At 52.7% G+C, this 21,563-nt stretch carries 21 protein-coding genes and 1 riboswitch; of the genes, 11 read left to right on the plus strand and 10 right to left on the minus strand.

Going from position 1 to position 21,563, the window contains the following annotated elements:
- Positions 1–55 precede the first annotated feature (55 nt).
- Positions 56–688, plus strand: a complete 633-nt coding sequence (locus GJ1_RS02855; RefSeq protein WP_066228199.1) for a methylthioribulose 1-phosphate dehydratase — start codon at positions 56–58, stop codon at positions 686–688.
- Between the two features lie 29 nt (positions 689–717).
- The gene (gene mtnD, locus GJ1_RS02860; protein WP_033011862.1) at positions 718–1,260 is read left to right on the plus strand and encodes an acireductone dioxygenase; all 543 of its coding nucleotides are present in this window, start codon (positions 718–720) and stop codon (positions 1,258–1,260) included.
- A gap of 43 nt (positions 1,261–1,303) precedes the next feature.
- On the opposite strand, the gene GJ1_RS02865 is transcribed toward mtnD, so the two are convergent.
- Positions 1,304–2,038, minus strand: coding sequence for a ZIP family metal transporter (locus GJ1_RS02865; protein WP_066228202.1), 735 nt, complete (start codon positions 2,036–2,038; stop codon positions 1,304–1,306).
- A 218-nt stretch (positions 2,039–2,256) separates the two neighbouring features.
- Between GJ1_RS02865 and GJ1_RS02870 the strand changes: the two genes are divergently transcribed.
- The gene (locus GJ1_RS02870) at positions 2,257–2,718 is read left to right on the plus strand and encodes a MarR family winged helix-turn-helix transcriptional regulator (protein ID WP_066228204.1); all 462 of its coding nucleotides are present in this window, start codon (positions 2,257–2,259) and stop codon (positions 2,716–2,718) included.
- Between the two features lie 80 nt (positions 2,719–2,798).
- Positions 2,799–3,368, plus strand: a complete 570-nt coding sequence (locus tag GJ1_RS02875) for a phosphate propanoyltransferase (RefSeq protein ID WP_174520093.1) — start codon at positions 2,799–2,801, stop codon at positions 3,366–3,368.
- Positions 3,369–3,429: 61 nt separating this feature from the next.
- Here the strand turns inward: GJ1_RS02875 and GJ1_RS02880 are convergent, their stop codons facing one another.
- The 3 genes from GJ1_RS02880 to GJ1_RS02890 all read right to left on the minus strand — a co-directional run bounded on the left by GJ1_RS02880 (position 3,430) and on the right by GJ1_RS02890 (position 7,568).
- Complete coding sequence (locus GJ1_RS02880; RefSeq protein ID WP_066228207.1) at positions 3,430–3,978, minus strand: short-chain dehydrogenase; 549 nt, start codon at positions 3,976–3,978, stop codon at positions 3,430–3,432.
- Between the two features lie 18 nt (positions 3,979–3,996).
- Complete coding sequence (locus tag GJ1_RS02885; RefSeq protein WP_066228211.1) at positions 3,997–6,018, minus strand: S9 family peptidase; 2,022 nt, start codon at positions 6,016–6,018, stop codon at positions 3,997–3,999.
- Between the two features lie 125 nt (positions 6,019–6,143).
- Entirely contained in the window at positions 6,144–7,568 is a 1,425-nt protein-coding gene (locus GJ1_RS02890; RefSeq protein ID WP_066228214.1) for an amino acid permease, read from the minus strand.
- An 89-nt stretch (positions 7,569–7,657) separates the two neighbouring features.
- Positions 7,658–7,836: riboswitch (Lysine riboswitch) on the minus strand.
- 362 nt (positions 7,837–8,198) lie between these two features.
- Between GJ1_RS02890 and GJ1_RS02895 the strand changes: the two genes are divergently transcribed.
- From GJ1_RS02895 to GJ1_RS02915, 5 genes are all read left to right on the plus strand, one after another.
- Positions 8,199–9,893, plus strand: a complete 1,695-nt coding sequence (locus tag GJ1_RS02895) for a M3 family oligoendopeptidase (protein ID WP_066228217.1) — start codon at positions 8,199–8,201, stop codon at positions 9,891–9,893.
- A 90-nt stretch (positions 9,894–9,983) separates the two neighbouring features.
- A complete protein-coding gene (locus GJ1_RS02900; RefSeq protein WP_066228220.1) occupies positions 9,984–10,502 on the plus strand; it encodes a GNAT family N-acetyltransferase in 519 nt (172 codons plus the stop codon).
- A gap of 134 nt (positions 10,503–10,636) precedes the next feature.
- Entirely contained in the window at positions 10,637–11,365 is a 729-nt protein-coding gene (locus GJ1_RS02905) for an ABC transporter ATP-binding protein (RefSeq protein WP_066228223.1), read from the plus strand.
- Complete coding sequence (locus tag GJ1_RS02910; RefSeq protein WP_066228227.1) at positions 11,362–12,387, plus strand: ABC transporter permease; 1,026 nt, start codon at positions 11,362–11,364, stop codon at positions 12,385–12,387. Before GJ1_RS02905 ends, GJ1_RS02910 begins: the two co-directional genes overlap by 4 nt.
- An 11-nt stretch (positions 12,388–12,398) precedes the next feature.
- Positions 12,399–13,052, plus strand: coding sequence for a TetR/AcrR family transcriptional regulator (locus GJ1_RS02915; protein WP_066228230.1), 654 nt, complete (start codon positions 12,399–12,401; stop codon positions 13,050–13,052).
- Positions 13,053–13,079: 27 nt separating this feature from the next.
- On the opposite strand, the gene hepT is transcribed toward GJ1_RS02915, so the two are convergent.
- From hepT to GJ1_RS02940, 5 genes are all read right to left on the minus strand, one after another.
- A complete protein-coding gene (gene hepT / locus GJ1_RS02920; RefSeq protein ID WP_066228232.1) occupies positions 13,080–13,499 on the minus strand; it encodes a type VII toxin-antitoxin system HepT family RNase toxin in 420 nt (139 codons plus the stop codon).
- On the minus strand, positions 13,489–13,884 hold the full coding sequence (gene mntA, locus GJ1_RS02925) for a type VII toxin-antitoxin system MntA family adenylyltransferase antitoxin (RefSeq protein ID WP_217994762.1): 396 nt from the start codon (positions 13,882–13,884) through the stop codon (positions 13,489–13,491). Before mntA ends, hepT begins: the two co-directional genes overlap by 11 nt.
- A 234-nt stretch (positions 13,885–14,118) precedes the next feature.
- Positions 14,119–14,718: a hypothetical protein gene (locus GJ1_RS02930; RefSeq protein WP_066228238.1), complete on the minus strand. Its 600-nt coding sequence runs from the start codon at positions 14,716–14,718 to the stop codon at positions 14,119–14,121.
- 21 nt (positions 14,719–14,739) lie between these two features.
- On the minus strand, positions 14,740–15,252 hold the full coding sequence (locus tag GJ1_RS02935; RefSeq protein ID WP_066228241.1) for a hypothetical protein: 513 nt from the start codon (positions 15,250–15,252) through the stop codon (positions 14,740–14,742).
- Between the two features lie 214 nt (positions 15,253–15,466).
- Complete coding sequence (locus GJ1_RS02940) at positions 15,467–17,605, minus strand: ATP-dependent Clp protease ATP-binding subunit (RefSeq protein WP_066228244.1); 2,139 nt, start codon at positions 17,603–17,605, stop codon at positions 15,467–15,469.
- A gap of 266 nt (positions 17,606–17,871) precedes the next feature.
- Here GJ1_RS02940 and GJ1_RS02945 point away from each other — a divergent pair, with 266 nt between their 5' ends.
- Both GJ1_RS02945 and GJ1_RS02950 read left to right on the plus strand, forming a co-directional pair.
- Complete coding sequence (locus tag GJ1_RS02945; protein ID WP_066228363.1) at positions 17,872–18,615, plus strand: FixH family protein; 744 nt, start codon at positions 17,872–17,874, stop codon at positions 18,613–18,615.
- A 109-nt stretch (positions 18,616–18,724) separates the two neighbouring features.
- The gene (locus tag GJ1_RS02950) at positions 18,725–19,765 is read left to right on the plus strand and encodes a YkvI family membrane protein (protein WP_083509925.1); all 1,041 of its coding nucleotides are present in this window, start codon (positions 18,725–18,727) and stop codon (positions 19,763–19,765) included.
- A 60-nt stretch (positions 19,766–19,825) separates the two neighbouring features.
- On the opposite strand, the gene GJ1_RS02955 is transcribed toward GJ1_RS02950, so the two are convergent.
- Positions 19,826–21,436 carry a methyl-accepting chemotaxis protein gene (locus GJ1_RS02955; RefSeq protein WP_066228249.1) on the minus strand — a complete coding sequence of 537 codons (1,611 nt, stop codon included), beginning with the start codon at positions 21,434–21,436 and terminating at the stop codon, positions 19,826–19,828.
- Positions 21,437–21,563: the final 127 nt, after the last annotated feature.

A 21,563-nucleotide genomic window follows, 5' to 3' on the forward strand; every position in this document is an offset into this window, starting at 1 on the left:
TAGACTTTTATAAGTTTCTTATAAAGTCTTGTAAGTTTTCTGTAACGGTGATCGTATGAGCATCGTCGTGAAAAAGTGGAACGAGCTTGCGGAAGTGAAAGCCGAACTCGCCGCCCGCGACTGGTTTTTCGCGACAAGCGGCAATCTGTCGATTAAAGTGACGGACGATCCGCTGACGTTTTTGGTGACGGCAAGCGGCAAGGATAAGCGGAAGCAAACGGATGAGGACTTCTTGCTCGTTGACGCCGCCGGCCGACCAGCGGAGAAAACACATTTAAAGCCATCAGCGGAGACGCTGCTGCATGTGGAAATTTACAATCGCACAAACGCTGGTTGCGTCTTGCATGTTCACACGGTCGACAACAACATCATTTCCGATGTGTACGCAGCCAACGGAGAGGCGGTCTTTTCCGGACAAGAAATCATTAAGGCGTTCGGCATTTGGGAGGAAAATGCCGAAGTGCGCATTCCGATCATTTACAATTACGCCGACATCCCGACGTTGGCTCAACAGTTTTCGACATATATTCATGGCGATGCGGGCGCCGTGTTGATCCACAACCACGGTATTACCGTCTGGGGACGAACGGCGTTTGAAGCGAAAAAACATTTGGAAGCGTGGGAGTTTTTGTTCCGCTGGCAGGTGAAGCGGCTGCTGCTGCAACGGGCCGGCCTGCCGGTTGGCTAATATACATCTTTTAGAAGGGGGATTTTGACATGGCCGTCATCAAAGTGAGAAAAACAGGTGAAGTGATTACAGGAGAGGAGAATGTGCGCGCCTTTTTAAACAGCCAAGGCGTCTTGTACGAGCATTGGGACATTGCCAAACTGCCGGAGCATTTGCGTGACAAATACGTACTCACGGATGAAGAAAAAAATGAAATTTTAGCGGCGTTCAAAGATGAAATTGAAGATTTGGCGGCGCGCCGCGGCTACAAAACGTGGGATATCGTCGCTCTGTCCGACGCGACGCCGAACTTGGATGAACTGCTGAAAAAATTTGAACAAGTGCACATCCATACGGAAGACGAAGTGCGCGCCATTACGGCCGGCCATGGCATTTTCATCATCAAAGGCGACAAAGAGACCGGCTATTTTGACGTCGAGCTGGAAGCCGGCGATGTCATTTCCGTGCCGGAAGGGAATCCGCACTATTTTACGCTCATGGACGACCGCCAAGTCGTAGCCGTCCGCCTGTTCATCGACCCGTCCGGCTGGGTCGCCCATCCGTATGAAGAAAAAGAGGAAGCCGTCCAATAACAAGAACGCCCCGCTGCCATATACAGGCGGCGGGGTGTTTCCATTAAAACGATTGTGTTAAAAAAATCATAAACAAAATCCCAACGATGAATGCATATGTCGATGTCCGTTCATTTCCGTCGCCGTGGCTTTCCGGAATGAGCTCTTTGTAAATGATAAACAGCATCGCCCCGGCGGCGAATGCTAATCCGTATGGAACTAAACCGCGAAAGAGGGAGGTTAAATAAAAACCGAGAAGGGATGTGACGATTTCCACCGCTCCAGTCAAGGTGGCGATGAAAAACGCTTGGAAGCGGCCAATTTGTTGATTGACTAAAAACAAGGCGACTAAAAATCCTTCCGGCGCATTTTGCAAACCGATGGCCAAGGCGATCAAATTGCCGATTTGCGAAGCGCTGTCCGAGGCGTAGCTTACCCCGACCGACAGCCCTTCAGGCAAATTGTGCAAGGCGATGGCGGCAATGATGAGCATCGCTTTTTCATCAAATTGCAAGCCGCTTTTCGTATGCTCCAAGTCGATATGGGGAACGGTCATCTCAAGCAGCGTTAACACGAGCACCCCCGCCGCCAGCCCGATTACAAGCGCCCAAAAGCCACCGGACCGCAGCGCTTCGGGGATGAGGCTTTCCATCGAGGCGGCCATCATAATGCCGGCGGAAAATGCCAGCAGCACGTCCCGCCATTGGTGGGTGAGCGATTTAGCCATAAACAAAATCGGCACGGCGCCAAGCCCGGTTGATAGTGCAGACAACACGCTGCCGATCAACACCTCACTCATCGAATTCCCCCCTTACGATCTTTTATTTTTTCATATGATTGTTTTGGGCAAATGTGACAATCGCCCAAGCGCCAGCTGTATAATAAATTATGATAGCGAAACAGAAAGACATTGGCGAGAAAAATAAGCAGCGGCCAACTAAAACGGTTGCCTGTCCGTTCCCCGCTCAAGTATAATGCAAGTAAGAAACGGTCAAAAATGGAAAAGGGTTGGATGTCATGGAACAAAAAAAGCAGGAACTCGCCCAATCGTTGAAATTATTTATTGTCTTGTCGCGGGCGTATCGCGCCGTCAGCGATCAAGTGAACAAATCGATTCACTCGTTCGGAGTCAACCCGACCGAATTTGCGGTGTTAGAATTGTTATACCATAAAGGTGATCAGCCGCTCCAGCAAATCGGGGAAAAAATTTTGCTCGCCAGCGGAAGCATCACCTATGTCATCGACAAGCTTGAAAGCAAGGGGCTGATCATCCGCCGCGCCTGTGAAAAAGACCGGCGCGTCACGTACGCCTCAATCACCGATGAAGGGCGGCAATTTATTGAACGCGTCTTCCCTGAACACGCAGAAAAAATTCACGAAACGGTTTCGGCGCTGACGGTGGAAGAAAAAGAACAGGCGATCGCCTTGCTGAAAAAATTGGGGTATGGAGCGAAACATGCCTGTAACAACGGAGACTGACGATTAGTCAGTCTCTTAATTTTGGCCGCATTTGGATACGTTATAAAAGAACACAATACCGTAAAGAAGGAGAGATCGCTATGATGATCCCTGTCGGGGTGTCCAACCGCCACATTCATTTATCGAAAGAACATATGGCCGTGCTGTTCGGCGAAGGTGCCGAGCTGGCGGTGCTCAAGCCGCTGTCACAGCCCGGGCAGTTTGCCGCCAAGGAAACGGTGACGGTCGAAGGACCGAAAGGGAAAATTGAAAACGTCCGCGTCCTCGGCCCGGTCCGTTCGCTTACTCAGCTTGAGATTTCGAAAACCGACAGCTTCAAGCTCGGCGTCGCGCCGCCTGTCCGCTTATCCGGCGACATTGACGGGACGCCGGGCATCACCATCCATGGGCCGAAGGGGACGGTGACCGTGGACAAAGGGGTGATCATTGCCAAGCGGCACATTCATATGACGCCAAAAGATGCCGAGACGTTCGGCGTCCGCGATAAACAGGTGGTGAAAGTGAAAACGAAAGGGGAACGGGCGCTCATTTTCGATGAAGTCATTGTCCGCGTCAGCGAAGATTTTGCGTTAGATATGCACATTGACACGGATGAAGCGAACGCGGCTGGCTTGAAAACCGGCGATTATGTCGAACTGCTTCCGTCGTGAAGTCATCCGCAGCAATGGGAGACAATGCGCCCTCTCGTTCGTCCCGAGAGGGCGCTTCCCGTTAACGCGGTCGTTTCTTGGATGGCTCTAGTGTGCCGACAAGATGAAACGGTGCATCGCGCCGAATGGCGTCCATGACGCCGCCGCTGATTTCTTGATGGGTGAGCCAGCGCGAACTACGTTCTTCCACAACAAAGCCGAGCTGAACTTGCCGGTACAGGCAAGCGGCAGGCAAACAGAGTTTCTGTTTCATCTCGGTTGGATCGGCGCGGCTGCCAAGCACGTGAAACAGCCGCCAAGGGCCGGGATGTCCGCTATTTTTTTCGATGACAGTGGGCAACGCCTGCTTTCCATCCGTATGCACCCACGCGATGATCAGATCAAATGTTCCATTTTTTCTGATCGTTTGGCAAATCAAAGAACATAGCGTTTTTTGATCGCGATAATCGACAAGAAGCGGGGTGATGGATGCCATCTGTCCAGTGCGGTCGATGAGCTGCTTCATCCGTGCGCGGCGGCGGGCGATGACGGACACATGATATCCTTCCCGCACAAGCCAAAGCGACACATCAGCCAACATGCCTGTCCCACCGATGACGAGTGCGTGCATGGTGTTTCTCCTTTCGGATTAATGCGATGCTCCTTTCAAATAGCGGTCAAACCAGTCGACGATATGGCGAAGACGCTCAAGCCGAAGAGCAGGGTTGCCGGTGCGCGACAAGTCGTGGTTGGCGTCCGGAAAGCGGACGAGTTTCGTGTTCCGTCCGAGCCGCTTTAAAGCGACAAACAGCTGTTCCGCCTGCTCAATCGGGCAGCGGTAATCGTGCTCGCTGTGCAAGATTAAGAGCGGTGTGCGCATGTTTTGGACGTATTTGAGCGGCGAATGATGCCAAAGCCGTTCAGCGTCTTCCCAGACGTCGCAGCCGATTTCCCATTTCGTGAAAAAGTAGCCGATGTCACTCACTCCGGCGAAGCTGAGCCAGTTGGAAATGGAGCGTTGGGTGACAGCCGCCTTGAAGCGGTCCGTATGCCCGACGATCCAGTTCGTCATAAATCCGCCGTAGCTGCCGCCAGTGACGCCAAGCCGCTCTTTGTCAATAAAATCGAACCGGTTGAGCGCGGCATTGACGCCAGCCATAATGTCTTCATAATCCATCCCGCCGTAATCGCCGCGCACGGCATTGACGAACCGCTGGCCATATCCATGGCTGCCGCGCGGATTCGTAAACAGCACGGCATAGCCGCGCGAGGCAAGCAGCTGCAATTCATGGAAAAATGTAAACCCGTACATCGCATGCGGACCGCCGTGAATTTCGACGACAAGCGGCGCCTTTTCCCCTTCGCCAAGCTCGGGCGGTTTCATGATCCAACCTTGAATCTCCCAACCATCCGTTGATTGATACGTAAACGGTTTGGCGTCAGCGAACACAGCTTCGTTTTCGAGCGCTTCATTGGCACGCGTAAGCCGTGTTTTCGTTCCATCTGCAAGCGAGACCGCATATAAATCGCCAACGGACGTAGGCGAGCTGATGGCGGCGACAGCTTGTCGTCCATTCGGATGGACGGTGAATCCGTATAGATGGAAATCACCTTCGACCACTGGGACGGCTGGGCCGTCAAGTGGGACGAAATACACGTTGACGCGTCCACGCTCCGAGGCGGTGACATACAAGCCGCTCCCGTCGCCCGCCCAAATCAGGCCCGGGCCTTTCGCATCAGCATGCATGTCGCCGACCATGGCATCGCCAAGATGGACGTCCCAATCGGCGGTCAGCACCCGCTTCGTTCCGCGCTCCGGCTCAAAAACGTACAGACGGTGAAGGGTTGCACCAAGATAGGCGAAGTCATGGCCGACGGCGGCAAGCTTCGTTCCGTCCGGCGACCAGGCGAGCGAGGCGAAGGTGCCGCATCCGTCCGTCAAATTCGTTTCCGCCTTCGACTCGAGATCAAGCAACACAATGTCGCGGGTAAAGGTTGTGTCCGGATCCTCGTTTCGGTTGGCGACAAAGGCAAGCGTCCGTCCATCGAGCGACATCGCAAACGAACCGATTTCCTCCTCGCGGCCCGTCAACGCTTCGATTTTTCCCGACAGCGCATCGATGCGCGCGAGCACCGCCCGTTTGCCGTCCAGAAAGCCGGAGGCGTCCGACTTGTAATACAGCCGCTCCACAACGCGCGGTTTCAGGTCGGCTCGCTTCACTTCTGCTTTTTCCGGCTCTTCGCGGTCTTCAATCGTTTCATCATCGCCAAGCGTCGTTAGGGCGACGAGAAACGATCCGTCCGGCGACCAAACGTAATCGCGCACGCCGTTTTTGAAAAACGTCAGCTGGCGCGCTTCGCCCCCATTGGCAGGCAACAGCCAAAGCTGCGTGCGCCCAGAGCGGTCGGACAAAAAGGCGATCGTTTCGCCGTTCGGGGAAAAGCGCGGCTTCGTGTCGCGCCAGCGCCCGAACGTCCATGGACGGATGGCGCCGTCTTCCGTCCACATATATAGATGGGAACGGTATTGTTTTTCCTCGTCGATCGATTTTTCCACAAACACGACGCGTGTTCCGTCCGGGGCGTAGTGCGGGTCGCGCACCGAGCGGAGGCGAAGCAAATCTTCCGCCGTCATGCCGCGGCGTTTCGTCGGGTGTTCGTTGTTGTTCATCAGTGGGCCCCCTCTTTCTTTTAAGTAAAATGGAACTACATTGTATATTTCGTCTTACGAAAGAAAAGATCCTGCCCCAAAACAGAAAAAAACGAACGCCCAAACGATAGGCGTCCGTTTTTTAGCTATGCCGACAGTTTTTGTTTTTCATTTGCCTGCTGCGCCGCTTTTTTCACCTGCGGGTAGAAGATCACGCCGCTTGCCAGCAAGGCAACGCCGAGCAGGAACGTTTTCATATCCGCCGTCCCGGCAATGACGACCCAGACGGAATAGATGGTCGCCAGCGCGGCGATGATGCCGTCCGCGAGCCGCCCGCGCCCTGCCGCATACGTCTCTCCCGTCAGCGCCAGCTTCAGCTGAAAGACGGAAGCGATCAAATACGGGACAAGGTAGGCGAGCGTGGCAATGTAAATGACGAAGTCAAACGCCGCGGCCATGGAGTTGGAAATGGTCGAGAAAATGAACAATTGCGCCAAGGCGTTCGACAACGTGAGCGAGAAGCTCGGCACGCGTTTTTTGTTTTCCTTCAAAAAGGCCGGCAGAAACAGCCCTTGTTTGGCTGCCTGGTACGGCACTTCCGCGCTCAACAAAATCCAGCCGAGCGTTGAGCCGAGCAGGCTGATGAGTCCGAGAGCAGCGAGCACATAGCCGCCCGCCGGGCCGACGATAGCGACAATCGCGTCCACAAGCGGTTTTTCCGATTGAATCAGTTCGCGTTGCGGCAAGACGCCCATGACTAAAAAGCTGATGCCGATGTAAATGGCTAAGGCGATGAGCAGGCCGGCGATCGTCGCCCGTTTTACGTCCGCTTGTTTGCGCGCGCGGGAAGCGAACACCATCGCCGATTCGACTCCGACAAACGCCCATAGCGTTGACAAGGCGGCGTTGTTGAGTTGCCCAAGCAAACCGATCGGCTGCCCGTCCCCATCATAGCGTGGGGCATCGAGCGGGCCGATGACGGCTTTGTCAAACGCAAACAGTGCGATGACGATAAACAAGAAAAAGCCAAGCACTTTGGCTGCAGTAGCAACAAAATTCAGCTTTCCTGCGTCTTCCACACCGCGCAAAATGATGATATGCATCCCCCACAGGAGTGCCGTGCAGACGAGAAACGTAAGCAAATTCCCGAGTTTCAAGGCGAACGAGTCGATCTCAAGCACTGTTTTCTCGCTTGTCAACACCGGGAAAAATGTCGACAAATAGCTGGCAAATGTTGTGATAATGGCGACGTTGCCGGCGAAGTTGCCGACCCAATAGCCCCATGACGACATAAAGCCAGATAAAATAGATAAGTTGGAGCCTTTCGGGAACAGCTCTTTCGCATAAATTTGCGGCCCGCCGCTTAAGTTTGGCTTGCGGATCGCTAGGTTGCCGAACACAAGCGCCGTCATCAAGACGCCAGCCCCGGTCAACAGCCAGGCGAGCATGACGCCGAGCGGGCTTGCTGCCTCCACCAACGAGCGCGGCAGCATAAAGATGCCGGATCCAACCATATTCCCAACGACGAGCGCCGTTAATACCCAAATTCCAAGTTTCCGGTGATTCTCCAAGATGAAAACGCTCCTTCCTTGAATGTAAGAAAAAATAAAGAAGCACCCATGCCTCTTCAGCGGGTGCATCACACATTCGCATCCAACTGAATGGCGATAGCGCTCCATCGCCTCAGCGATGGCAGTCCTGCGCCTATTCGACCGCAGGCCCAGCTTGCGCCGCCGGAGCGCGCCGCAAACTTCGGCGGTGAACCCTTTCACGCTGCGTCACGGGCTGCTCCGAGCCTCGGCAGCGCTACTCTTCTTCACCGCAACCTCTATCCCATTGAAGTGGAGAGGGGATATGTTGTTGCCGACAATATCTTACTCGATTCGACAAAAAGCGTCAATATCTTTTTGTTGGAAGGAATTTGACCAGTTCAAATTAATTGGGATTTTTAATGGATTTGATCTGAGACAATACGTGCAGTTTGGCAAAAATGTGCGATAAATGCCTCTCCTGCGTTTCACTGACTAACATATACGATCGTTGCTTCGTATTGATTTCATGAAATAAAATGGAAATATATTTTGGAAGTTGGATAAAGAAGGATATTTTTTTATTATGACGAATATACAATTGGCAGGTCAAAGAAAGGAAAGGACTTCCGTCATCCATGAAAACATCATATAGGAAAGAAGGGGAGGAACATGAAATTTTCCGAGTTTCGTTACGAGCGGCCGGACATCAATCAATTGCAGGCATCGTTTCAAGAAGCGCTCGATGCGTTCCGCCGCGCGGGAAACGCCGCCGGGCAGCACGAGGCGATGAAACAAATTAATGAGCTGCGCCGCCGCTACAGCACGATGGCGAACCTTTGCCATATCCGCCATACGATCGATACGAACGATGAATTTTATAAAAAAGAGCAAGACTTTTTTGATGAAACTGAACCGGTCGTAAAAGGACTGGTCAACGATTATTACCGCGCGCTCGTCGCTTCGCCGTTTCGCAGTGAGCTTGAGCAAGCGTGGGGAAAACAGTTGTTTGCCTTGGCGGAAACGCAATTGAAAACGTACGCGCCGGCGATTGTCAAGGACTTGCAACAAGAAAACAAACTCTCAAGCGAATACACGAAGCTCATTGCGTCGGCAAAAATCATGTTTGAAGGCGAAGAGCGGACGCTCGCCCAGTTGCAGCCGTTTGTCGAGTCGCCAGATCGCGCGATGCGCCAACGGGCGAACGAAGCGCGGTTTTCATTTTTCACCGATCATGAAAAAGAACTCGATGAATTGTATGACGAGCTTGTCCGCGTCCGCACGGCGATCGCCCGGAAGCTTGGGTTCAAAAACTTTGTTGAGCTCGGCTATGCCCGTTTAGGACGGACCGATTACAATGCCGACATGGTTGCAGGCTATCGCCAGCAGGTAAAAACGCACATCGTCCCGCTCGCGTCAAAGCTGCGCGAACGCCAGCGGCAGCGCATCAAGGTCGAGAAGCTCTACTATTACGACGAACCGTTTATGTTTCCAACCGGCAACCCGGCACCAAAGGGAGACGCTGATTGGATCGTTGAAAACGGCCGACGCATGTATGAAGAGCTGTCGCCGGAAACAGGCGAGTTTTTCCGCTATATGGTCGAACATGAACTGATGGATCTCGTCGCGAAAAAAGGAAAGGCGGGCGGCGGCTACTGTACATATATCGATGATTACAAGGCGCCGTTTATTTTCTCGAACTTCACCGGGACGTCGGGCGATATTGACGTGCTTACTCACGAAGCCGGGCATGCGTTCCAAGTGTATGAAAGCCGTCATTACGACATTCCGGAATACAACTGGCCGACGCTTGAGGCGTGTGAAATCCATTCAATGAGCATGGAGTTTTTCACATGGCCGTGGATGGATCTCTTTTTCGCCGAAGACGCCGACAAATACCGGTTCGCCCATTTGAGCGACGCGCTTTTGTTTTTGCCGTACGGCGTTGCGGTCGATGAATTTCAGCACGCTGTCTACGAGAACCCGGATATGACGCCAGCGGAGCGGAAGAGTGTCTGGCGCAGCATCGAAAAAGCGTATTTGCCGACAAGAGACTACGCCGGCCATGACTACCTTGAGCGCGGCGGGTTTTGGCAGCGGCAAGGACACATTTACACCGACCCGTTTTATTACATCGACTACACCCTTGCGCAAGTGTGCGCGTTCCAGTTTTGGAAGCGGGCGCAAGACGACCGGGCTGCGGCGTGGCGTGACTATGTGGCGCTTTGCCGATTGGGCGGCAGCCGGCCGTTCACCGAGCTTGTCAAAAGCGCCAACCTTCTGTCGCCGTTTGCCGATGGGGCGGTCGCTTCGGTCGTCGGCCATATCGAACGATGGCTGGATAGCGTCGATGACGAAGCTTTGTAAAAAGAAGCAAAAAAGGCGGGCGGGAACGGCACCGCCTTGCCTTTCTTTATTTTGGAAACTTCTGCTGAACTAGGGCAAAGGGGGAAAACGATGATCCGTAAAGCCACATGGGCCGATGCACCGGCCATCGCCTCGGTCCACGTCGAAAGTTGGAAGACGACATACAGCGGCATCGTGCCGGACGCGTACTTGGAGACGTTGACAGTGGAAGAAAAACAAACGTTATGGGAGAAGGTGCTCCGCCAATCGGATCATTCCGTGTTTGTCGCCGAGGAAAACGGGCGTGTTGTTGGATTTGCCTCCGGTGGACGAAATCGGGCAGCCGACGGTCCAGCGGCACAATATGCCGGAGAGCTGTATGCGATTTATGTGCGTAAGGAGGCGCAAGGAAAAGGGCTCGGCCGGCAACTCGTTCAAGCGTTGACCCGCGATTTGGTGCAAAAAGGCATTCATTCGCTGGCCGTCTGGGTGCTTGCCGACAACCCGTCACGTGGTTTTTATGAACGGCTTGGCGGTGAAAAAGTGGCCGAGGAAAGGGTGGAAATCGGCGGAAAAGCGTTGTGGGAGTGTTGCTACGGCTGGCAAGACATGCAAACGATGAACAAGTAGAGGGCTGCCGACAGTTCGGCAGCCTCCAACATTCATTTTGCGAGTGATTACTCACTTTACAAACACATTTGTCCTGTTTTATACTTTTTGTGAGTGATTACTCACTATTTTGTTTCGAAAAGGAGGAGAGGTGTATGAGCGTTCATCCACCTATTCAAGTCGAGCGTGTTTCCAAGCGGTTTGGAAAAAAAGTGGTCATCGACGATGTGTCGTTGGATGTCCGCGCGGGAGAAATTTTCGGCCTGCTCGGCCCGTCGGGGGCGGGCAAGACGACGTTGGTGCGCATGATCGCCGGCATTGATCAAGCGAGTGAAGGAACGATTCGCGTGCTGGGCGCAAACATGCCCAATCTTGGCGCCATGAAGCGGATCGGCTTTATGGCCCAGTCGGATGCCCTGTACGGAGAATTGACCGCGCTGGAGAACATGCAATTTTTTGCTTCCATCTACGGATTGCGAGGGAAAAAACAAAAAGAGCGGATCGATGACATGCTGGCGCTTGTCAACTTGACAGACGACCGGAAAAAGCCGGTGCACCAATATTCAGGCGGGATGAAACGGCGGCTGTCGCTGGCGATCGCCTTGCTTCATGAACCGGACGTGCTCATTTTGGATGAGCCGACGGTCGGCATCGATCCGGTGCTGCGCCAATCGATTTGGGCGGAGCTTGAGCGGATTCGCCAGCGCGGCACAACCATTGTCGTCACGACTCACGTGATGGATGAAGCGGAAAAGTGCGGACGGCTCGGCATGATCCGCGAAGGCCGTTTGATCGCCGTCGGCCGTCCGGATGAACTGAAACAAAAAGCAGGCGCGGAAACGATTGAGCAAGCGTTTTTGACGTTTGGAGGTGCTCGCCGATGAGAGTGATGGCGATTGTCGTCCGCATCATCCGCCAGTTTTTCCGCGACAAACGCACGCTGGCGCTTATGATTGTCGCGCCGATGTTCATCTTGTTGTTAATGGATTTGGTGTTTAATGGAGAACAATACAAACCGGCCATTGCCGTCAGCGAACACGTGCCTGATATGGTTGTCGACAAGTTGAAAGAAGCGGGAGCGAAGGTGAAAGAGCTGTCGGAACAACAGGCGCGGGAGCAGTTGGACGATCAGGACATTGACGCGTGGCTCGAAATGAACGGAAGCGCTCCGCACGTCACGCTCGAAGGAAGCGATCCGACCGCCAATCAGGCGGTGATGGCCGCGGTGCAACAGGCGTTTCAGTCTATGGCGCCAAAACCTCCGTTTCAGCTGAAAACCACGTATTGGCACGGGTCAAGCGACATGGCGTCATTCGATTATTTCGGCCCCGTGTTGATCGGCTTTTTCGTCTTCTTTTTCGTCTTTCTGATCGCCGGAGTGTCCTTTTTGCGCGAGCGGACGAACGGGACGCTTGAGCGGCTGATGGCGACGCCGCTGCGGCGCTGGGAAATGGTCGCTGGCTATATGATCGGGTTCGGATTGTTTACCACGATTCAAGCGAGCTTAATTTCGTGGTTTGCTATTGATGGGCTGGATATGATGATGGAAGGGTCGTTCGGGTATGTGCTGCTCATTACGTTTTTGCTGGCGATGACGGCGCTGGCGCTTGGGATGCTGCTGTCGGCGTTCGCCAACAACGAGCTGCAAATGATGCAGTTTATCCCGCTTGTCGTCGTGCCGCAAGTGTTTTTCTCCGGCTTGTTCAATCTCGATACGATGGAAGAATGGCTTCGCTCGCTGAGCGTCATCATGCCGCTCACCTACGGGGCGGACGCGCTGCGGGATATTATGGTGCGCGGAAAAGGTTTTAGCGCCATTGCTGTTGATGTGTACGTACTGCTTGGCTTTACGTTGCTGTTTATGGTACTAAATGTAGTAGCGCTGAAAAAATACCGCAAGCTGTAAGGAGTAGAGCGATGAGCGAATATCCGTGGATTCAAGAATTGCTGCAAATGGGCGGCAAGGAAGAGCAGTTCAGCGAAAAACAGCTGAAAATTTTGGAAGCGGCAGTGGAAATGTTTGCCGAGAAAGGCTATGCGGCGACCTCGACGAGCGAAATCGCCAAAAAAGCTGGGGTGGCGGAAGGCACAATCTTCCGCCATTACAAGACAAAAAAGGACTTGTTGTTGGCCATCGTCACGCCGACATTGTTTAAGTCCGTCGCTCCGTTTTTGGCGAAAGAATTTGTCCGCGAAGTGTTTGACAACGAATATGAGACGTATGAACAGTTTTTACGCGCGGTGCTCGCCAACCGCTATGCGTTTGTGAAAAAGTATTTGCCGGCGATTCGCGTGCTTTGGCAGGAAGTGGCGTTTCATTCTGAGATTAAGCAATGTTTGCAAGGCGTGTTTACAGAGCACGTGTATCCAAAATTTGCCCGCATTGTCCGCCATTTTCAAGAAAAAGGGGAGTTGGCCGAGCTGCCGGTCGATTCCGTCATCCGCTTGACGATCACGTCGCTCGCCGGCTTTTTGGCCGCTCGTTTTCTCCTCTTGCTTGACCACAATTGGGACGATGAGGCGGAAATGGAACGGACGATCCGCGTGCTGATGAACGGTTTGCGGCGCTAACCGGCCGGCTTCCGCGCGGGAGCCGGCCTAGCTGTTTTCCTCCGCATAACGGAGGATGGCTTCTGCAAACTGTTTGAAATCATCAAGATGTTGTTCGACGATGGCTTGCAAGATGCCAAGGTTCAGTTGTTGGTAGCCGTGAACGGCGATGTTGCGGAATCCGACCATCGCCTTCATCTTTTTGCTTACGGAAGGGGAGATGACCCCATGTTCTTCGAGGAAAGCGAACGCATCGCGGCTATGCTGCGGCAGTCCGAATTTTTGCTCGGCAACGATATGCATGGCCAAATCGATGCAGGCCTCGCACGCCCGCTGCAAATTAAGAACGATCGAATCTTGTTTTGTGTAATTTTGTAAATTTTTTGGATCGCCGTTATATTCTTCACGAATTCGTTTCAAGCAGCGTTCGATCACGCTTATCTTGTTTAAAATGACATCACTTTTCATATATGGTCCCGCTTTCAGCAATTTGTTTTAACACCGGCGCTCTCTCTTCGTTTAGCTTCACATACATTTTCAATGTTTTCATTTCGAACTCAGCCCGTTTCCGCTCGTCGCGGCAATCAATCACTTTTCCGCTCGAGACGACTTGCGCTTGAAACACCGTGCTTGCCTGGCGCAAATCGACAAGATCAACGTCGCGCCCCAGCTTGTCAGCCAACTGCCCTGCGAGCAGAAACAACTCATACGGATCACACGGTTCGCTGTCGCTCATAAAGGCGATATCGACATCACTGTCTGGGCGCAGCGCCCCGCGGGCGGCTGAACCGAATAGATAAATGACGAACGGGTCAAGAACCGGGCGGAGGGTCTGAATGATGACCGTCTCCATTTGGTTTGGCAATCGCGGTACCCCCTTGTGTTTTTCTCCATTATAGCAAAATCTTCTTGTTCTTGGCGAAAAGCGGGAAAAAGAAAAGGGAAGGCGATGACACGCCCCCCTTGAATGATAGAAGTACCGCATCTGATTGACTAATTTCCCCTCAAACGCTATTTGGCAAGAAACGGTGTTTGGCGGATGAATATTTTCGTTTGTCCAATCGATATGAATGGTTTCGATGGATCATCATCTTTTTGCATTGCCATCTTCGGAAGTGATATTCGATCCCTGATTCGGATCAAACGATTGATACCATTGAACATCGTTGAAAATATGCACAGGGAATCGTTCTTTGTCCAGAATTAGGAGATTGTATCGCAATGTTCCTTGATTGATTTGATCGATCAAATTCTTTGGTACATCGTTTTTCCATGTGGAAGAAATCGTGATGACATACGACAGCCGTCCGTTTGCCGGCAAAGGGCCTTTGACCGCATTGGAGTGGTCAACGTGAGTCAAACGAGAGAGTTCCTCTGGATATTGAATGACGAAATAGTAATCTCGATACTGTTCAAGCAAACGGTACAGCTGTTCTGAGATGGTGTAATGAATCGTCAGCTGGATCGATCGGCTTGTCGCCTTCGCAACAAATTGATTGACTAGAAAATGCGGAGGGAGAAATTTCTGTTCCAACGATAACGGCTTGTGTTCCTTCTCCGCTTTTTCATGTTCCTGCTTCGCTTTCTCCACCGGGCGCGGCGCAACAGGGGCGGGGTCGTGTCCGCGTTCGCACGCCGCCAGCAAGAGGAAGCAGATGAAAAGGGGATAGAAAAATTTTTTGCTCATACAATCACCATTCACGAACGTTTAGTTTTGTTTAATGCTGTCGGAATATCCCTCATATGTCCATTGTCCGCTGACGGTTTTCGAGCTGATGAGAGTTCCTCTGCTGTAGTAATTTTCTTTACCGGTCGCTTTCACCCAACGGCTTCCATATCGAAGGGTATAGGTGGAATAAGGAGGGATCGTCCAAGTAACAGTTGTTGTTTTTTCCACCCGTGCTCCTAAACTTACTTCCGTACTAATTCCTACTGCTAGGATCATCTCATTAAATGTAGACGACGAAGAAACCGTGGCGGTTGCATATGCTTCTCTCTTGACTGTGTGGGAAACGGTGTCAGTAGTCGATTTGTTGTTGACATGAGTATGAGTCCAATAAATGGTCAGCCCTTTTGTATCTGTGCTGTGAACGTATTCATATCCATCATAAGGAATATAGGTCGGATTGATCTCGGCTTCTGTCTTATTAAATGGAGTAAAAGAAAGCAATCCGGTCAAAAGAATCGGACTAATGGTTTGAATCATCTTTCTTTTCAACATCGCAACCCCTCCTAAAATTTAGAATTTATAACTTATTTTTAGCAAAAAAAAAGGGTGTCAATAATATTTCAAAAAAAAATATTTTACAAAATATTCAACTCCCCACTAAAAGTGTGCTTGACGGAATCGAGATGAAAAATCGGTTTGATACACCGTCTGTAAAGAAAGATCCGCCGAAAGCAAGATGGATGTTCGGCGGATCCTCTGTTGTAAGTTATGATTCGATTTTCGCCACAATGGCGTCTTCTTCGATATCGATGCGGATCGCGCGCACGGGACTGCTTGCGTCAAGCAGGCAGTCGGCGATGTTGTCTTCGACATGCTCTTGGATGACGCGGCGGAGCGGGCGGGCGCCAAAGGCCGGATGGTAGCCGAGTTCGGCCAGCTTTTCTTTCGCCGCTTCCGTCACTTCGAGTTCAATGCCTTGTTCGCGCATCGCCGCTTTGACGTCGGCGAGCATCAAGTCGACAATTTCGAGCAAGTGCTCTTTTTCGAGCGGCTTGAACTCAATGATGGCATCGAAGCGGTTCAAGAACTCCGGCTTGAAGTAGGCGCCGAGCGAGTCAAGGACGCTCGTTTGCCCACTTGCTTCTTTTTCAAAGCCGACGGTGATTTTTTTGTCGGTCACGCCGGCGTTGCTTGTCGCGATGATGACGGTGTCTTTGAAGCTGACGGTGCGGCCTTGGCTGTCGGTCAAGCGGCCGTCTTCCAAAATTTGCAGGAAGATGTGCTGCACATCCGGGTGCGCTTTTTCAATCTCGTCAAGCAAGATGATGCTGTACGGATTGCGGCGCACTTTTTCGGTGAGTTGGCCGGCTTCTTCAAAGCCGACATAGCCCGGCGGTGAACCGATCAGCTTCGAGACCGAATGTTTCTCCATGTATTCGCTCATATCGAGGCGAATCATGGCGTCTTTTGTGCCAAACAGCTCCTCAGCGAGCGTTTTGGCGAGCTCCGTTTTCCCGACGCCGGTCGGACCGACGAACAGAAACGAACCGATCGGGCGATGTTTCGCTTTCAAGCCGGCGCGGCTGCGGCGGATCGCCTTGGCGACTTTTTTCACCGCTTCCGCTTGGCCGATCACTTTTTTCGCCAAGTTTTCTTCGAGATGTTTCATTTTTTCTTTTTCATCCGCTTGCAGTTTGCCGACCGGGATGCCGGTTTTTTCAGCAATGATTTGCTCGATGTCGGCGACGTCAATCGTCGGGCGTTCTTCGTTCACGCCTTGTTCAAGTTGTTTTTCGAGCTTCAGCTCTTCATCGCGCAGTTTCGCCGCCAGCTCGTAGTTTTCCTCTTTCGCCGCTTGTTCTTTTTCTTTCGCGATTTGCATCAGCCGCTCTTGCAATTGTTTTTCGTCAGTCGGGCCGAGGCGCAAGTTCGCTTTCGAGCCGGCTTCATCAAGCAAGTCGATCGCCTTGTCCGGGAGGAAGCGGTCTTGGATGTAGCGGTGCGCGAGTTTTACGCACGCTTCGATCGCTTCATCCGTGTAGCGGACATGATGGAATTGCTCGTATTTCGGCTGGATGCCTTTCAAGATGGCGATCGCTTCTTCCACGGTCGGCTCGTGGACGATGACCGGTTGGAAGCGGCGCTCAAGAGCCGCGTCTTTTTCAATTTGCCGGTATTCTTTCAGCGTCGTCGCCCCGACGACTTGCAGCTCCCCGCGGGCAAGCGCCGGTTTCAAAATGTTCCCGGCGTCCATCGACCCTTCGGCAGCGCCAGCGCCGACGAGCAGATGGATTTCGTCAATGAACAAGATGACGTTTTTCCGCTCTTGCAGTTCCGCGATGAGCCGTTTCATCCGCTCTTCAAATTGGCCGCGGATGCCGGTGTTGGCGACAAGCGAAGCGACATCAAGCAAGTACACTTCTTTGTTTAACAGTTTTTCCGGCACGTTCCCTTCGGCGATTTTCAGCGCGAGCCCTTCGACGATCGCCGTTTTCCCGACGCCCGGTTCCCCGATTAAGACCGGGTTGTTTTTGTTGCGGCGGTTTAAAATTTCAATGACGCGCGCGATTTCTTTGTCACGGCCGATGACTGGGTCGATCAAGCCAGCTTTGGCCATTTGCGTCAAGTTGCGGCCGAATTGATCCAAAAATCCGCCATTGCGGCTTTGCGGGCGTTTCGCCATCGTTTCTGGCGAACTCATCTCCGCGTTGGCCGCTGCGAAGTGGCTAGTAAAGAAGTCATCAAACGAAAACGGCGAAAAGCCAAAGTTCATCATCGGAATCGACAATTGTTGTTTTTGTTTTTCATAGCATTCATGGCAAAGATGAAGCTGTTGTTTTTCACCGTTCCATTGCAAGTTGACAAACACCGTTGCTTCACGTTGTTGGCATGCTTGGCAGCGCATGAGGAATACCCCCTTTTCCATACTCAGAATTTGACTTTGACTTTCTTTGACTTTCTGACTTTATTATACTTTGACCTTTTTTGACTTTCAAGTGTTTTGTACAAAAAAATTGTGATAACGATGAAATGTTTTTGAAAAAATGGTGAATACTAATGTAGGTGCGGCAAAGCTATGATAAAGTGAAAAAAAGAAAAAGAGGCGGAAAAGACTCCGTCTTTGGTGCTGACGATGATCATGAATTTGAAGGAAAAAGGAGAAAGGTGAAGATGAGAAGACAGGTTGGTTTCGCGTTTTCTGTTGTGTTTTTGGGGATGATGATCATGGCAGCTTGTACAAATCACAACAAGCAAGCCGAGACGCCGGCCGTGCTTGACGTGAAAATGGACGTTCCGGACCATGTCGATTTGAACAAACCGACGAAGCTCGCCTGCGTCGTGACGTATGGCGGTGAAAAAGTGGACGATGCAAGCGAAGTCAAGTTTGAAGTATGGAAACATGGAGATGGCGAGCGGGAAATGCTTGAAGCGAAGCATGACGGCGATGGCCGCTATTCGGTGGAAAAAACGTTTACGGAAGCGGGAACATATTCGGTCGTCGCCCATGTAACGGCGCGCGACATGCATAACATGCCGAAAAAAGATATTGTCGCCGGCAATCCGGAACAGGCGGCGACGGCTGACGGTGCGCGCGAAACCTCCCAAGGCAGTGCTGAAGAACACCATCATGGCGCTGTTGCCATTTCGCTGTCGTCCCGTTCGTTCGAAGCTGGAAAACCGGCGGCATTGACCGTCCACCTCACCAAAGATGGGAAGCCGTTTACGAACGCCACGGTTCGTTTTGAGATTTGGCAGGCCGGCAACAAGCATGAATTTATCGATGCGAATGAAAAAGGAAACGGCGAATATGAGGCCGTTGCGACGTTTGCCAACGAAGGAACGTATTCGGTGAAAGTGCATGTGGAAACAGATCAATTGCACGAACATCAAGTTGAACAAGTGACTGCTCAGTAATGAAGGATGCCGAGGGAGGCATCCTTTTTTTGCCTATTCGTCTTTCTTGTCCGCTGCGGACATATATATGGAAGTAAAGCAGCGGACAAGAAGAAGGAGAGGGCAGGCAGTGAAGAAGAAAACGGAATGGTCGGAGGCTTGGCAAATCGCCGCTGTTTACGTTGGCACGGTGATTGGGGCGGGATTTGCGACCGGCAGGGAAATTATTGAATTTTTTACCCGCTACGGAATGGCTGGGACGATCGGGGTGGCGGTCAGCGGCGTTTTGTTCACATGGGGCGGCGCGCGCCTGATGGTGATGGCGCGCCGTATTGGAGCCGCATCATATGATGAATTGAATCGTTATTTGTTCGGAAGAATGTTGAGCCCGTTTGTGACGCTCGTGATGACAGCGATGATCGCCGGGGTGACGGCGGTGATGATCGCCGGGGCGGGTGCGGTGTTTGAAGAGCAGATCGGCTGGCCGCGGCAAGTGGGCGTTGCGTTGACGCTTGGGCTGGCGTTGGTCATCATGCTGTTTGACCGCAAAGGGCTGTTTGGCGTCAACGTGTTTGTCGCGCCGATGATGATGCTGTTTAGTTGCCTTGCGTTTATGAAAACGATGATGGCTGGCGACTTGTGCCGCCCAGACATGGCTGCGGCGGACTATTCCCTAAAGGCGATGTTGTCGCCGTTTTCCTATGCGGCGTTTAACTTAGCGATGGCCCAAGCGGTGCTTGTCCCCATCGCCCGCGAAGCGACCGATGAGCGAGCGGTGAGACGCGGGGCGATGTTAGGTGGAATGGTGCTGACGTTTTTGCTGCTGTTGAACCATATGGTGCTGCTATCGTTTCCACACAAGGATGATTATGATATTCCGATGGCGGAAGTGGTTCGTACGTTTTTTGCTATATTGTATTGGTTTTATGTTGTCGTCATTTACGGAGAAATTTTTACATCGGTCATCGGCGGCATGTTTGGGCTTGTACGTCAAGTGCGCGTTTGGGTGCCGATCAGCGGGAAATGGCTGGGCGTGCTGCTCGTTTTGCTGTTTGCGGCGGTCAGTCCGTTTCATTACGGGGAGCTGCTGTCGTTCATCTATCCGCTGTTCGGTTATATGAGCCTTGTGCTGTTGTGGCTTCTTTGGCGCCGGCAGTTGCCGCGCCGGTAAACGAGCCCTTTCGTTCCCCGATGTTTCTTTGGTGAAGGGGGACGAAAGGGCTTTATTTCTTTATGAATGAAAGCGGGTGATCATTTTTTCTAAATCGCGCGCTGCCGCAGCCAGCGTGTCTGCTTCTCGCGCTAGTTGGTGAAGGGCGAGCGTTTGTTGCTCAAGCCCAGCCGCCGTTTCTTGCACCATGTTCGAAAAATCGGCCGCGACGGTGCGCACATCTTCCATCAGTCCGCCGAGCTGCTCGCCGTCGGCGGTGATGGCGTTGACGTACGTTTCGTTTTGCTGAAGCAAATCGTTCAGCTGGGCGAACATGCTTTGAAACGATGTGAACGTCTCTCCTGTTTTCCAAAGCGAGTCTTTTGTTTTTTCGACGTGGCGGCCGTTTCCTTGTATGGCCTGCACGGCTTCTTTGAGCGCGTTCGTCATGGCGTCGAGCGAAGCGAAAATTTCAGCGGCGAATGTGTTTGTATCTTCAGCGAGTTTTCGCACTTCTTGGGCGACGATGGAAAAGCCGCGGCCCGCTTCACCCGCCCGCGCCGCTTCGATCGAAGCGTTTAGGGCGAGCAAGTTCGTTTGTTTGGCGATCGTGCGAATGGCGGCGATCATGTCATGAGCGCGCGCCGCTTCATTGGCTGCTTTGTCGATGAGGGCGGTCGTTTCGCTGATGCCGCGTTGCATGGCGTCCATGTTTGTTTTCGTTTCATCAATGAGACGGATGCCTTCCACCGCCGACGACCAAGCGTCGCTTGCTTGCCTTACGACGCGTTCAACGGCGGCTCGCATGATCTGCACGCGTTCCACCATCTGCCGGATGACGTCATCGGCTTGCTCGACGGCGGCCGTTTGTTGTTTCGCTCCTTCGCGGAACGTTTCGACGGCGGCGGCGATTTCGTCAAATGATTCAGAGAGGCGGCGCATTTCCATCTGTTGCTCATGGCTGACATCATGCACCGTTTTGGCCGCTTTGCCGAGCTCGGCGATGATCGTGCGGATGCCGAGAATCATTTTGTTGATTTCGTAGGCGATTTGATGAAATTCATCCCGTTTTCCCGTCGTTTTCACTTCTGTCTGCAATTGACCCGAGGAGACAGTGCGGGCGACGCCGTACCAATGGCGAAGCTGGGCGGCAATGGCCCGATGCCAGGCGGCGCCGATCCCAAGTCCGGCAGCTGCGGCGAACAGCGCGGCGAAAACGGGCGGCGCCCCGGCAGCGGAGGCGGCCAGCCCGACCAATGCAGGTGCGATGGCGACGCTGGCGACCATCCATTGCAAATACGGGCGGTGCATGAGCCGCCCCATCCGCAAGTTGATGCGCCTTCCGCTCGGTTCGGTCCAAAGCGGGCAGCTGGCGTCAATCAACACTTCGCCTGTATCGCGCTCGTACACTTGCAAGAGCGGCTCGTTCGTGCGGGCGGCGGCAAGCCCAACGGGGTCGGCAAACACCCGCCCCTCGCGGAGGCGGTTCGTATGGACGAGTCCGTATCCGCTTTCATCGACAACAACAAAATATTCATCATGGCCAAGCCGCTCGTCTAAAAAGGCGCGGATGCGGTCGAGCTGCTCTTCAAGCGGACGCGTTCGGTCGATCGACCGCCGCAACGCTTCAGCCGTTGCCGTCACTTTTTTCAACGCCCGTTTCGCCCGGCGCCGTTTCGTCAGTTCGCTCATAGACGATTCTCCTTTTTTCATTTTCGTCTATTCTCAATAATATATAGAATATTTTGTCGAATCAATAGGATGAAAGGGGGATGCATAAAAATATCTATCGATTGGAAGACTATGCCGTAAACGGAAG

It is taken from the genome of Geobacillus jurassicus NBRC 107829 (assembly GCF_001544315.1).
In the GTDB taxonomy this organism is placed as follows: domain Bacteria; phylum Bacillota; class Bacilli; order Bacillales; family Anoxybacillaceae; genus Geobacillus; species Geobacillus jurassicus.

Bases quoted from the DNA above. Each gene is read 5' to 3' on its own strand.
- GJ1_RS02855 (WP_066228199.1), top strand. From the start codon at position 56: ATGAGCATCGTCGTGAAAAAGTGGAACGAGCTTGCGGAAGTGAAAGCC.
- mtnD (WP_033011862.1), top strand. From the start codon at position 718: ATGGCCGTCATCAAAGTGAGAAAAACAGGTGAAGTGATTACAGGAGAG.
- GJ1_RS02865 (WP_066228202.1), bottom strand. From the start codon at position 2,038: ATGAGTGAGGTGTTGATCGGCAGCGTGTTGTCTGCACTATCAACCGGG.
- GJ1_RS02870 (WP_066228204.1), top strand. From the start codon at position 2,257: ATGGAACAAAAAAAGCAGGAACTCGCCCAATCGTTGAAATTATTTATT.
- GJ1_RS02875 (WP_174520093.1), top strand. From the start codon at position 2,799: ATGATGATCCCTGTCGGGGTGTCCAACCGCCACATTCATTTATCGAAA.
- GJ1_RS02880 (WP_066228207.1), bottom strand. From the start codon at position 3,978: ATGCACGCACTCGTCATCGGTGGGACAGGCATGTTGGCTGATGTGTCG.
- GJ1_RS02885 (WP_066228211.1), bottom strand. From the start codon at position 6,018: ATGAACAACAACGAACACCCGACGAAACGCCGCGGCATGACGGCGGAA.
- GJ1_RS02895 (WP_066228217.1), top strand. From the start codon at position 8,199: ATGAAATTTTCCGAGTTTCGTTACGAGCGGCCGGACATCAATCAATTG.
- GJ1_RS02900 (WP_066228220.1), top strand. From the start codon at position 9,984: ATGATCCGTAAAGCCACATGGGCCGATGCACCGGCCATCGCCTCGGTC.
- GJ1_RS02905 (WP_066228223.1), top strand. From the start codon at position 10,637: ATGAGCGTTCATCCACCTATTCAAGTCGAGCGTGTTTCCAAGCGGTTT.
- GJ1_RS02910 (WP_066228227.1), top strand. From the start codon at position 11,362: ATGAGAGTGATGGCGATTGTCGTCCGCATCATCCGCCAGTTTTTCCGC.
- GJ1_RS02915 (WP_066228230.1), top strand. From the start codon at position 12,399: ATGAGCGAATATCCGTGGATTCAAGAATTGCTGCAAATGGGCGGCAAG.
- hepT (WP_066228232.1), bottom strand. From the start codon at position 13,499: ATGAAAAGTGATGTCATTTTAAACAAGATAAGCGTGATCGAACGCTGC.
- mntA (WP_217994762.1), bottom strand. From the start codon at position 13,884: ATGGAGACGGTCATCATTCAGACCCTCCGCCCGGTTCTTGACCCGTTC.
- GJ1_RS02930 (WP_066228238.1), bottom strand. From the start codon at position 14,718: ATGAGCAAAAAATTTTTCTATCCCCTTTTCATCTGCTTCCTCTTGCTG.
- GJ1_RS02935 (WP_066228241.1), bottom strand. From the start codon at position 15,252: ATGTTGAAAAGAAAGATGATTCAAACCATTAGTCCGATTCTTTTGACC.
- GJ1_RS02940 (WP_066228244.1), bottom strand. From the start codon at position 17,605: ATGCGCTGCCAAGCATGCCAACAACGTGAAGCAACGGTGTTTGTCAAC.
- GJ1_RS02945 (WP_066228363.1), top strand. From the start codon at position 17,872: ATGAGAAGACAGGTTGGTTTCGCGTTTTCTGTTGTGTTTTTGGGGATG.
- GJ1_RS02955 (WP_066228249.1), bottom strand. From the start codon at position 21,436: ATGAGCGAACTGACGAAACGGCGCCGGGCGAAACGGGCGTTGAAAAAA.